Origin of the sequence: Mycobacterium sp. H4Y, from assembly GCF_000364405.1 — a bacterium.
Classification (GTDB): domain Bacteria; phylum Actinomycetota; class Actinomycetes; order Mycobacteriales; family Mycobacteriaceae; genus Mycobacterium; species Mycobacterium intracellulare.
This window is the reverse complement of record NZ_AKIG01000003.1, coordinates 112,980-124,285: the sequence shown is the minus strand read 5'-3', so window position 1 is coordinate 124,285 and position 11,306 is coordinate 112,980. Positions and strand designations below refer to the sequence as shown.

12 protein-coding genes are annotated in these 11,306 nt (G+C 67.1%); 8 read left to right on the top strand and 4 right to left on the bottom strand.

Features of this window, described 5'->3' with window-relative positions; genetic code table 11:
- Positions 1 to 233 precede the first annotated feature (233 nt).
- From W7U_RS21435 to dnaA, 4 genes are all read right to left on the bottom strand, one after another.
- Positions 234 to 797 carry a DUF721 family protein gene (locus W7U_RS21435; protein WP_008262510.1) on the bottom strand — a complete coding sequence of 188 codons (564 nt, stop codon included), beginning with the start codon at positions 795 to 797 and terminating at the stop codon, positions 234 to 236.
- Entirely contained in the window at positions 794 to 1,951 is a 1,158-nt protein-coding gene (gene recF, locus W7U_RS21430) for a DNA replication/repair protein RecF (RefSeq protein ID WP_008262508.1), read from the bottom strand. The genes W7U_RS21435 and recF overlap by 4 nt, the downstream gene beginning before the upstream one ends.
- On the bottom strand, positions 1,952 to 3,151 hold the full coding sequence (gene dnaN / locus W7U_RS21425) for a DNA polymerase III subunit beta (RefSeq protein WP_008262505.1): 1,200 nt from the start codon (positions 3,149 to 3,151) through the stop codon (positions 1,952 to 1,954). It lies immediately after the preceding gene.
- A 535-nt stretch (positions 3,152 to 3,686) separates the two neighbouring features.
- Positions 3,687 to 5,222, bottom strand: a complete 1,536-nt coding sequence (gene dnaA, locus W7U_RS21420) for a chromosomal replication initiator protein DnaA (RefSeq protein WP_008262503.1) — start codon at positions 5,220 to 5,222, stop codon at positions 3,687 to 3,689.
- Positions 5,223 to 5,824: 602 nt separating this feature from the next.
- On the opposite strand from dnaA, the gene rpmH reads away from it, so the two are divergent.
- From rpmH to W7U_RS21385, 8 genes are all read left to right on the top strand, one after another.
- On the top strand, positions 5,825 to 5,968 hold the full coding sequence (gene rpmH / locus W7U_RS25820) for a 50S ribosomal protein L34 (protein WP_003874369.1): 144 nt from the start codon (positions 5,825 to 5,827) through the stop codon (positions 5,966 to 5,968).
- Between the two features lie 22 nt (positions 5,969 to 5,990).
- Complete coding sequence (gene rnpA, locus W7U_RS21415; RefSeq protein ID WP_081490146.1) at positions 5,991 to 6,350, top strand: ribonuclease P protein component; 360 nt, start codon at positions 5,991 to 5,993, stop codon at positions 6,348 to 6,350.
- The gene (gene yidD / locus W7U_RS25815; protein ID WP_085976467.1) at positions 6,347 to 6,697 is read left to right on the top strand and encodes a membrane protein insertion efficiency factor YidD; all 351 of its coding nucleotides are present in this window, start codon (positions 6,347 to 6,349) and stop codon (positions 6,695 to 6,697) included. The genes rnpA and yidD overlap by 4 nt, the downstream gene beginning before the upstream one ends.
- Complete coding sequence (gene yidC, locus W7U_RS21405) at positions 6,678 to 7,775, top strand: membrane protein insertase YidC (protein ID WP_036429710.1); 1,098 nt, start codon at positions 6,678 to 6,680, stop codon at positions 7,773 to 7,775. Before yidD ends, yidC begins: the two co-directional genes overlap by 20 nt.
- Positions 7,776 to 7,856: 81 nt before the next feature.
- Positions 7,857 to 8,423: a R3H domain-containing nucleic acid-binding protein gene (locus W7U_RS21400; protein ID WP_008262485.1), complete on the top strand. Its 567-nt coding sequence runs from the start codon at positions 7,857 to 7,859 to the stop codon at positions 8,421 to 8,423.
- Positions 8,424 to 8,500: 77 nt separating this feature from the next.
- Positions 8,501 to 9,241: a 16S rRNA (guanine(527)-N(7))-methyltransferase RsmG gene (gene rsmG / locus W7U_RS21395; protein WP_008262484.1), complete on the top strand. Its 741-nt coding sequence runs from the start codon at positions 8,501 to 8,503 to the stop codon at positions 9,239 to 9,241.
- Positions 9,242 to 9,261: 20 nt separating this feature from the next.
- Positions 9,262 to 10,230 (top strand): ParA family protein, encoded by a 969-nt coding sequence (locus tag W7U_RS21390; protein ID WP_008262483.1) that lies wholly within the window; start codon positions 9,262 to 9,264, stop codon positions 10,228 to 10,230.
- 23 nt (positions 10,231 to 10,253) lie between these two features.
- The gene (locus tag W7U_RS21385) at positions 10,254 to 11,249 is read left to right on the top strand and encodes a ParB/RepB/Spo0J family partition protein (protein ID WP_008262478.1); all 996 of its coding nucleotides are present in this window, start codon (positions 10,254 to 10,256) and stop codon (positions 11,247 to 11,249) included.
- Positions 11,250 to 11,306 lie beyond the last annotated feature (57 nt).

Here is an 11,306-nt window from a genome sequence, read left to right as displayed (position 1 = left end):
TCATGCGGGCGGTTCCTCATCACCGCAACAGTCGCATGCGGCTAGTCTAGCGTGATCCCCCGTCCGCACCGATTTTCTAGCCGCGTTTCTACCCAGCTAACCGCGCCGTGCGGACGATTTCTTTATTCTGGCCGCGTCCCGACGTGCATCAAGGGTGTCTACGGGATTCTGGCCGATTTGAGCGGCCTGTGGATAAACGTCTGCCCGGGGATCGGGCGGCGCCCCGAACGGCGCTAACCGTAAGTGTCCCGCGGGCCTCTCCCGGCGATGTGGCGCGGCCCCTTGCGCCACGACGGCGCGGCCGGCCCGGTGATCTTCAGCGACGTCACCACCCCGTTGCCGACCGCGGCGGCGATCTTCGCCAACAACTGCGCCTGAATCATCCGCAACTGCGTGGCCCACGCCGTCGATTCCGCGGAGACGCTCAGCACGCCGTCCTTGAGGGCGGTCGGGACGGCGTGGTCGGCGATCTGGTGGCCGACCACCGATGTCCAGTTGCCCAGCACGGTGCCCTCGGCGACTTGCGCGGACCAGCCCCGCTTTTTCGCCAGGTCGCGCGCCAATCTGCCCAGCGGTTGCGGGTCGCGCCCGTCCGGCCCGGGCCCCGACCAGCTTCGCCGCTGGCCCGCCACCCGGCGCGGGGAAGGCGATACGGCGCGGCCGCGGCCGGGGTCCTTCCCCTGCGCGCGCGCCGCCGCCCGGGCCTCCTCGAGGGTGCGCCTGACCAAGTCGATCCCGCTCATCTCGCCCGACGGCCCGCCGGGGTCGCGGCCCGGACCCTCTCCCGTGCCGGTCATGCGCGCATCTCCGATACCCGGCCGGAGTCGCTGTCATGCAGGTCGACGTAGACCCGTCGGGCGTCCCAGCCCGCCGGGATGTCCTCGACGACCGCGGCGGTGACCAGCACCTGCTCGGCCGATTCGGCCACGGTTGCGAGGGCGCAGCGCCGGGTCGCGTCGAGTTCGGCGAAGACGTCGTCGAGCAACAATACGGGGTCGCTTTCGTCGGCGCGCAGCAGCTCGTAGGCGGCGAGTCGCAGCGCCAACGCGAACGACCACGATTCCCCATGGCTGGCAAAGCCTTTCGCCGGCTGATCGCCGAGCCACAGCTCCAGGTCGTCCCGGTGCGGACCGACCAAACACATGCCGCGCTCCAGCTCCGCACCGCGGCGCTCCGCCAAAGCGGCCAACAGAGCGGCCTCGAGGAATTCGCGGTCCCCGCCGGCGATGTCCGCCGCGGCGTCGGCGCCCAGGCTGGAACGGTAGCTGATCGACGCGGCACGTGATCCCGGGGCCAGCAGTTGATAGGCCTTCTCCACCTCGGGCGTCAGCTGGTTCACCAAATCGATACGGGCGGACATCAATTGGGCCCCATGTTCGGCGAGGCGACTGTCCCACACGTCGAGCGTGTCCAACGCCCCGTGATCGCCCCGGTACCGCGCGCCAGACAGGGATTTCAACAGCGCGGTCCGCTGCCGCAGCACTCTCTCGTAGTCGGCGCGCACCGCCGCCACGGCCGGCCGGCGCAGCGTCGCCAGGTCGTCGAGGTAGCGGCGTCGCTCCGACGGGTCGCCGCGCACCAGCGCCAAGTCCTCGGGGGCGAACAACACCGCGCGTAAGACCCCGATGACCTCGCGGGTGCTGCGCACCGGTGAGCGATTCAGCCGCGCCTTATTCGCCCGCCCCGCAGCGATTTCCAGATCTACGGCGCATTCCCTGCCGTCGTTGACCACGATCGTGGAAACGACCGCCCGGGCGGCGCCGGCCCGGATCAACGGCGCATCAGTTCCCACCCGGTGTGAACCCAGAGTGCTCGAATACCACAGCGCCTCAAGGAGATTCGTCTTCCCGAACCCGTTGGAGCCGATGAAGACCGTCCGACCGGGTTGCAATTCGAGGTCGGCGTGTGCCCAGGACCGGAAGTCGCGCAGTCCTAAATGCCGGACGTACACCTAGCCAGGCAACCGGACAGGCATCAACAGGTAGACGTAATCGGTCGGCAGGGCGCTGAACGGTCCCGGCCCGGTCGGGTGGCTGTCGTCGTCCAGCGCCGGGCGCAGCAACGCGGGCTTGCCCGGAGTCGTGAAACCAAACGACACCCGCTCGGAATGCACCGAACCCAGTCCGTCGGTCAAGTACGTCGGATTGAAGGCGATGGTCAGCGGTTCGCCGGCGAAATCGATCGCCAGGTCTTCTTCGGCCCGGCCGACGTCGTCGGCCCCCGCGGACAGCCGCAGCGATCCCTCGCTGAATTCCATCCGCACCTGCGCCCCGCGGTCGGCGACCAGCGCGACCAACTTGATGGCCTCGGTCAACTCCGCCACGTTGATCGTCGCGACGGCCGTGTGCTCGGCCGGCAGCAGCTGGCGGAACTTCGGGAATTCCGCATCGAGCAGGCGCGTGGTGCTGCGCTTGCCGTTCCCGCTGATGCCGAGCAACCCGTCCTTTCCGACGCCGGCACCCGCGCCCAACGACAACCGAACCTCAGCGCCGTCGGTGCCGGCCCGGGCGGCTTCGGCCAGCGTCTTGGCCGGCACCAGGACCGCGGCTTCGATGTCCGGTGAGGCCGCCGACCAGGTCAGCTCGCGAACCGCCAGCCGGAACCTGTCGGTGGCGGCCAGCACCACGGTGTCGCCCGAAATCTCAACCCGGATCCCGGTCAACATGGGCAACGTGTCGTCGCGCCCGGCCGCGATGGCCACCTGGCTGATCGCCTCGGCGAACAGATCGGCGGGCAGCGTCCCGGTCTCGTCCGGGAGGGCCGGCAGTGTCGGGTAATCCTCGACCGCCATCGTCGGCAACGAGAACCTGGCATTTCCGCAGTTCAGCGCGACCCGGTTGCCGTCGACGTAGAAGTCGATCGGCTTGTTCGGCAACGCCCGAACGATGTCTGACAAGAGCCGTCCGGAGACCAAAACGCTTCCGGGAGAAGCGATTTCGGCCGCAACCTGAGCTTCCGCGGATACCTCGTAATCGAATCCGGAGATCGTCAGGCCCTCATCGGTCCCGGACAGCAGCACGCCGGACAGCACCGGCACCGCGGGTCTGGACGGCAGGTTCTTCGCCACCCACGACACCGCGTCCGCGAAAGACTCCCGCACCAAACGAAACTTCAAGTCGCTGAGGCCAGCCGTTGTCGTCGCCGCGTCCATAGCGTCCCTTCACCTTCAGCGTTTTCGAATCCATTGTGGCTAGCCTCCCCCCGCTAGCACGGGGCCCCGCCACGAGCGCCGGCGACGCAACGCGCCGACGACGACCGTAACGGCAGTCGAAGAACAACCGTAGATCCTCCGGGGCCATCTTGAAAGCTAATCGCGAAGGCCGACAAAACGATCTGACGACGGCCTCGGCGAGGGGTGTGCACCGAACGTCCCCAGGCCTGTATTTCAAAGAAGAACCGATGTAGAGATCTCAGTAACAGTATTAAGGCCTGTGCATTCTGGGGACAGCGTCGCCCCGGCCCAGCTAGCGCGACGATCGGGATGTGGATCGTCGCGGCGGCGCCTGTGAGTCAGGTGTTGGTCCAGTGGGGACGAACGACGGGTGTGCACGGAACGCCCCGTACTGCACTGGAGTTTGAAGGCTGTGTGCACAGGGCTGCGCACATGCCCTGGGTGTGGCGGATGTGACGGACGCGCGAGAAGTTTCTCGAAAAAATTGCGCGCAGGGGCGCCGAAACCCGGGGATTCAGCGCTTGGAGCGCTGCCGGATGCGGGTGGTGAGCTCCTTGACGTGATCAAAAACCTCACGCCGCTCGGCCATTTCGGACAGGATCTTGCGCTGCGCGTACATGACCGTGGTGTGGTCGCGGCCGAAGGCCTGCCCGATCTTGGGCAGCGAAAGATCGGTGAGCTCACGGCACAGGTACATCGCGATCTGGCGTGACTGGGCGAGCGCCCGCGTCTTGCCGGGGCCGCGGAGTTCCTCCACGGTGGTGTCGAAGTATTCGGCGGTGGCGGCCATGATGGTGGCCGCACTGATCTGCATGGTGCTGGCGTCGGCGATCAAATCGCGGAGCACGATTTCGGCCAGCGCCTTGTCGATCGGGGTCTTGTTCAGCGAGGCGAAGGCGGTCACCCGGATCAGGGCGCCCTCGAGCTCGCGGATGTTGCGCTCGATGCTGCTGGCGATGAGTTCGAGGACGTCGTCGGGGACCGCGAGCCGCTCCATTTGAGCTTTCTTGCGCAGGATGGCGATCCGGGTTTCCAGCTCCGGCGGCTGCACGTCGGTGATCAGACCCCATTCGAACCGTGTTCGCAGCCGGTCTTCCAGGGTGGCGAGCTGCTTGGGCGGCCGGTCCGAGGAGATGACGATCTGCTTGTTGGCGTTATGCAGCGTGTTGAAGGTGTGGAAGAACTCCTCCTGGATACCTTCCTTGCCCTCGATGAACTGAATGTCATCGACGAGCAGCACGTCGACGTCGCGATAGCTGCGCTTGAAGGCCACCTTGCGATCGTCGCGCAGCGAGTTGATGAAGTCGTTGGTGAATTCTTCGGTGGAGACGTACTTGACCCGCATCCCCGGGAACAGGCGCTGGGCGTAATTGCCGGCGGCGTGCAGCAAGTGGGTCTTGCCGAGACCGGATTCGCCCCAGATGAAGAGGGGGTTGTATGCGCGGGCCGGGGCCTCGGCGATCGCCAGGGCCGCGGCATGGGCGAACCGGTTGGAGGCGCCGATGACGAACGTGTCGAACGTGTAGCGGCGGTTGAGGCTCGTGCCGGCGGCGACGGCGGGGTCGATGGCGTGCGGCCGCTCGGTGAAGTAATTCGGCCAGCCCGGCTGGGCGCCGTCGACGGCCTCGCCGTTTTCCAACGGCTCGTCGGTGTCGAGCGCGGCGTCGTCGCCGGGAATCGAACCGTCGGATCCCGGGAACGGCTCCGCCGGCGGGATCAGGGCGTCCTCGACATCGTCGGGTGGGGGAGCGATGCGGACTCCCAGCTGGATCTGCTGTCCGAGCCGGCGGCTGAGCGCATCGGTGATCGGGGCCCGCAGATGCCGTTCGATCTCGTTTTGCACGAAGCTGCTCGGGACGGACAGCAGGGCAAATCCCTCGACGATCGTCAGCGGCCGGACCAAATTCAGCCACGCCCGTTGCTGCGGGGTGAGGGGAGTCACCAGGGTGGTGCGGTTGGCGGCTACGCCGTCCGCGGTCGGGTCACCGTTGAGCTCGGAAACGACCGCATTCCACACTGTCGTGAAGCCTGAACCGGGGTCATCGGTCAACGACGCATCTCCCTGGTTCTCGAACGTCCCGGGTCGAAGTACAACTCACGCTTGGCGACGAAACGGCTGTCCACATAGTTATACACAGGTGTGGACAGGGTGGTCGTCTGCAAGCCACAACCTACCGGCGACGGCTCGCGATCTCCGCGCTGGAAGAAAACCCAAAAAGGTTGTCTAGGCAGCTAGTCGATCCACCATCCTCGCTTCGTTGTCGAGCGCTGTTTCAGTCTAAAACGACTTTGGCAGAAGCTAACAGTTTTCCGTGCGGCTGCCAACCGTTCCGCTGCATTCCAATCGGGTCGCTTAGGGTGGGTGGGGCCTTGGTTCGGGTCGTTATCGTAGTCACGTCGCAGCCGAGTGTGATCGGAACGGAAAATCTTGCGCCGGGTCCGCGCGGCGGCGTTGCGGCAGGCCAGGTTTGACCAGGCGAGGGCTCGTCAGTACCCTCAAACAGTCGCCCGAAAGTCGGCGATACGGCTGCGACCCGGAACCACCCGGGGACCGCGCCGGCCAGCAGCAGCAAGACCACCTCCGGTCGGACCGCAGACGAGCCCGAAGCGAACCGTCTGAGCGGCCGGATGGCAAACAACGAGGAGAACGTCGTGGCCAAGGGCAAGCGGACCTTCCAGCCGAATAACCGGCGCCGAGCCCGCGTGCATGGCTTCCGCTTGCGGATGCGCACTCGTGCCGGACGCGCGATCGTGTCCGGTCGGCGCCGCAAGGGCCGCCGCGCGCTATCTGCCTGATCGCGGGTCAGGTCTTTCGGCGGTGCTTCCCGCACGCAACCGCATGACGCGGTCAATTGAGTTTGACGCGACGGTGAAGCACGGGATCCGCATGGCACAGCCCGACATCGTCGTGCACTTCCGGCGCGAAACCGACTGCGGCGACGCGACGGCGCCCCACGTCGGACTCGTTGTCGGCAAGCCCGTCGGGTCGGCGGTGGAACGTCACCGGGTCGCCCGCCGGCTGCGACATGTGGCCCGCACGATTCTCGGTGACCTTCAGGAGTCCGACCGGCTGGTGATCCGGGCGCTGCCCAGTAGCCGGACCGCGTCGTCGGCCCGGTTGGAACAGGAACTGCGGCGGTGTTTGCGACGGATGCCGGCGACGGGGATCGCACCGTGACCCGACGCTCTGCGGTGCGTGCGTTCGCCCACACCGTTGGACGGTCCGTGGTGCGGGGATTGATTTTCCTCATCCAGCTCTATCGGCATATGGTGTCGCCGCTGCGCCCGGCGACCTGTCGCTTCGTTCCGACCTGCAGCCAGTACGCGGTCGATGCGCTGAACGAGTACGGGTTGATCCGGGGGAGCTGGTTGGCTGCGGTCAGGCTCGCCAAGTGCGGACCATGGCACGAGGGCGGATGGGATCCGATACCGGATCGCCCCGGCTGCCAAGGGGATTGCCAAGACGCCAGCGACGCTCGGGCGGTCCGAGCGACGCGAGGGGAGAGTGAGTCTTTTGTCGTTTGACCTTTTCAGCCTCGACTTCGTCTACTACCCGGTGTCGTGGATCATGTGGGTTTGGTACAAGCTGTTCGCCTCCATGCTGGGGCCGTCGAACTTCTTCGCCTGGGCGCTGTCGGTGATGTTCTTGGTCTTCAGCCTGCGCGCGTTGCTCTATAAGCCCTTCGTGCGACAGATCCGGACCACGCGCCAGATGCAGGAGTTGCAACCGCAGATCAAGGCGCTGCAGAAGAAGTACGGCAAGGACCGGCAGCGCATGGCGCTCGAGATGCAGAAGCTGCAGCGCGAACACGGCTTCAACCCGATTCTCGGCTGCCTGCCGATGCTGGCGCAGATCCCGGTGTTCATCGGTCTGTATCACGTGTTGCGCTCGTTCAACCGGACTACCGGTGGGTTCGGGCAGCCGCACCTGTCGGTGGCCGAGAACCGGCTCACCGGAAACTACGTCTTCACCCCGACGGACGTCGCGCATTTCCTGGACGCCAACTTGTTCGGCGCACCGATCGGCGCGTTCATGACGCAGCGCACGGGCCTGGACGCGTTCACCGTTTTCAGCCGGCCGGCCGTGATCGCCGTGGGGCTGCCGGTGATGATCCTGGCCGGGGTGGCGACGTACTTCAACAGTCGGGCATCGGTGGCGAGGCAGAGCCCGGAGGCGGCGGCCAACCCGCAGACCGCGATGATGAACAAGCTTGCGCTGTATGTGTTTCCGCTCGGCGTGGTGGTCGGTGGGCCGTTCCTTCCGCTGGCGATCATCTTGTACTGGTTCGCCAACAACATCTGGACCTTCGGGCAGCAGCACTACGTCTTCGGGATGATCGAGAAAGAAGACGAAGCCAAGAAGCAGGAAGCGATCGCGCGCCGGGCGGCCAACGCGCCGGCTCCCGGAGCGAAGCCGAAGCGCACACCGAAGGCGGCAGCGCCGGGCGGGAACGGTTCGGCGAAGGCCGGTGGGGATACCGAGGGGTCCGGTTCGGCGGAGGCGGAGTCCGATGGCGCCGACGGGCAGGCGCCCGAAGCCACCGACACCCCGAGCAATCGCACCCCGCGTCCGGGCGCGCGACCGAAGAAACGCAAACGCTGATACGGCGGACAAGCTACCGGGGCGACCCTGGGCAGGGCGGCCCCAACCGGGCTCAGACCCATGGATGAGGGAGAGAAAGACATGACAGACGCCGACACCACCGAGCGCGACGTGGACACGGAACTCGAGACCCAAGCGGCGGCCGAGGACACCGTCCAGGGTGACGCCGAGGAGGGCGACGACCTGGAGGAGCGGTTGGTCGCCGAGGGCGAGATCGCCGGCGACTACCTCGAGGAGTTGTTGGACCTCTTGGACTTCGACGGCGACATCGACCTGGACGTCGAGGGGAGCCGGGCCGTCGTGAGCATCGATGGCGGCGACGACTTGAACAAGTTGGTCGGCCGCGGCGGCGAGGTGCTCGACGCGCTGCAGGAGCTCACCCGGTTGGCGGTGCACCAGAAGACCGGCGTGCGGAGTCGGTTGATGCTCGACATCGCGAGTTGGCGTCGGCGCCGGCGCGAAGAGTTGGCGGCGCTGGGCGACAAGGTGGCGCGGCGGGTGCTCGAGTCGGGGGAGCGCGAAGAGTTGGCACCGATGACACCCTTCGAACGGAAGATCGTGCACGACGCCGTCGCGGCGGTTCCCGGAGTCCACAGCGAGAGCGAGGGCGTCGAGCCGTCGCGCCGCGTGGTCGTGCTGCACGACTGACTCCCAGAGTTACAGCGGTGTAGTTCGTCTGGTCCGGAGGGCGGCCGAAGGTTGAAAGTGCACGCGCCAACTCGAGGATGTTTCACGTGAAACATGGCGGCCCGGCCGGAGCCGCGGGGGAGTGCGCGGGCTCGCGCCCGGGCATCGGCGCCGCTCCGGATTCGGCGGCCGCCGCCTTCGGCGAGCGCCTCGGAATCGCGCAACGGTACGCCACCCTCCTTGCGGGTGCTGGCGTGGAGCGCGGGCTGCTGGGGCCGCGGGAAGTCGACCGGATCTGGGACCGCCACATATTGAACAGCGCCGCGGTCGCCGAACTCCTCGGCGCGGGCGAGCGCGTCATCGACATCGGCAGCGGGGCGGGCTTGCCCGGGATACCGTTGGCGATCGCACGGCCCGATCTAGAGGTCGTGTTGCTCGAGCCGCTCCTGCGACGCAGCGAATTTCTCAACGAGGTTGTCGACGAACTAGGGTTAACCGTCGAGGTGGTTCGCGGCCGCGCGGAAGAACCGGGGGTGCGTGACCGGTTCGGGTCGAGGGATGCGGCGGTATCACGAGCGGTTGCGGCGTTGGACAAACTGACGAAGTGGAGCATGCCGTTGCTACGCCCAGACGGTCGGATGCTGGCCATCAAGGGGGAGCGGGCGTCCGAGGAAGTTGAACAATTCCGGCGTGTGATGGCAGCATCGGGCGCCGCTGATGTCAGGGTGGTGACATGTGGCGCGAACTATTTGCGTCCCCCCGCAACCGTGGTTTCAGCGCGACGCGGGCAGCCGCCGCACCGCAAGTCGGCACGGACCGGGAAGGCCCGAACGCGATGACTTTTCCAGAAGACAGGCCGGTGACGGCACAGCCGCCCGAGGCCGCCCCGAAGACGGCTCCCGCGCCGGCGCCCCCGGCCGAGCCGGCGGCCGCACCGGCCGCACAGCCGAATGTTTCACGTGAAACAAGCGCCGAATACGACACCCCGATCGGCGCGGCCGCCGAACGGGCGATGCGGGTCCTGCACACCACGTATCCGCCGCTGCGCCGGCCGGCCCGGCGCCGCGTCTTCACCGTCGCGAACCAGAAGGGCGGCGTGGGCAAGACGACCACGGCGGTCAACCTCGCCGCGGCCCTCGCGCTCCAAGGCCTCAAGACCCTCGTCATCGACCTCGACCCCCAGGGCAACGCGAGCACGGCGCTGGGCATCACCGACCGGAAGTCGGGGACGCCGTCGTCGTACGAGGTGTTGTTGGGTGAGGTCTCCGTCCACGATGCCCTGCGGCAGAGCCCGCACAACGACCGGCTGTTCTGCATCCCCGCGACCATCGACCTGGCGGGCGCCGAGATCGAATTGGTGAGCATGGTTGCGCGCGAGAATCGGTTGCGTACCGCTTTGGCCGACCTCGACAGCCTCGACTTCGATTGCGTCTTCATCGATTGCCCGCCGTCGCTCGGCCTGCTGACCATCAACGCGCTCGTCGCCGCACCGGAAGTCATGATCCCTATCCAGTGCGAGTACTACGCCCTCGAGGGCGTCTCGCAGCTGATGCGCAACATCGAGATGGTCAAGGCCCACCTCAACCCGAAGCTCGAGGTGAGCACCGTGGTGCTGACCATGTACGACGGCCGCACCAAGCTGGCGGACCAGGTCGCCGAGGAGGTGCGCCGCTACTTCGGGGCCAAGGTGCTGCGGACGGTGATTCCGCGCAGCGTGAAGGTTTCCGAGGCGCCGGGCTACAGCATGACCATCATCGATTACGACCCCGGTTCCCGCGGGGCGATGAGCTACCTCGACGCGAGCCGCGAACTCGCCGAGCGCGATTGACCACCATCCGTGAAGGGACGACCATGACGCAGCCGTTACGCAAAAAGGGTGGCCTCGGCCGGGGCCTGGCTTCGCTAATTCCGACCGGTCCCGCGGAAGGTGATTCCGGTCCGGCGACCCTCGGCCCCCGGATGGGGGACGCGGCCGCCGACGTCTTGATCGGCGGACCGGCGCCGCAGGACGCGTCGGCAACCGCTTCCATGGGGGCGGTCTACCGCGAGATCGCGCCGGCCGATATCGAGCGCAACCCCCGTCAGCCCCGTCAGGTCTTCGACGAGGAAGCGCTGGCGGAACTGGTGCACTCCATCCGCGAGTTCGGGCTCTTGCAGCCGATCGTGGTGCGGGCCGTCAAGGATTCGGCCAGCGGTGCGCGCTACCAGATCGTGATGGGGGAGCGGCGCTGGCGGGCGGCCCAGGAGGCCGGGCTGGCGACCATCCCCGCGATCGTGCGCGAGACCGGCGACGACGATCTGCTGCGCGACGCCCTGTTGGAAAACATCCACCGCGTGCAGCTGAACCCCTTGGAAGAGGCGGCCGCCTACCAGCAGCTGCTCGACGAGTTCGGGGTCACCCACGATGAACTGGCGGCCCGCATCGGGCGGTCGCGGCCGTTGATCACCAACATGATCCGGTTGCTCAAGCTGCCGATCGCGGTGCAGCGGCGTGTGGCCGCCGGGGTCCTGTCCGCCGGTCATGCCCGCGCACTGCTGTCCCTGGAGGCCGGTCCCGAGGCCCAAGAGGAACTGGCCACCCGCATCGTCGCGGAGGGATTGTCGGTGCGGGCCACGGAGGAGGCGGTCACGCTGGCCAACCGGTCCGGCACGACCGCGCCGACGCCCCCGCGGCGCAAGCCGATCCAGATGCCCGGCCTGCAAGATGTCGCCGACCGGCTCTCGACCGCCTTCGATACCCGAGTGACGGTCAGCCTGGGCAAACGTAAGGGCAAGATCGTCGTCGAGTTCGGGTCGGTGGACGACCTACAGCGAATCATCGAGGTCATGTCCCCGCCGAAGGCCTGAGCTAGGACACGGTGTAATTACGTCACTGTGACACTGGGGCCGACGCGGCGAGAAATT

What these genes read in the sequence shown, in the direction of transcription:
- W7U_RS21435 (WP_008262510.1), bottom strand. Translation starts at nt 797, where the DNA reads ATGACCGGCACGGGAGAGGGTCCGGGCCGCGACCCCGGCGGGCCGTCG.
- dnaN (WP_008262505.1), bottom strand. Translation starts at nt 3,151, where the DNA reads ATGGACGCGGCGACGACAACGGCTGGCCTCAGCGACTTGAAGTTTCGT.
- W7U_RS21400 (WP_008262485.1), top strand. Translation starts at nt 7,857, where the DNA reads ATGACAGACGCCGACACCACCGAGCGCGACGTGGACACGGAACTCGAG.
- rsmG (WP_008262484.1), top strand. Translation starts at nt 8,501, where the DNA reads ATGTTTCACGTGAAACATGGCGGCCCGGCCGGAGCCGCGGGGGAGTGC.
- W7U_RS21385 (WP_008262478.1), top strand. Translation starts at nt 10,254, where the DNA reads ATGACGCAGCCGTTACGCAAAAAGGGTGGCCTCGGCCGGGGCCTGGCT.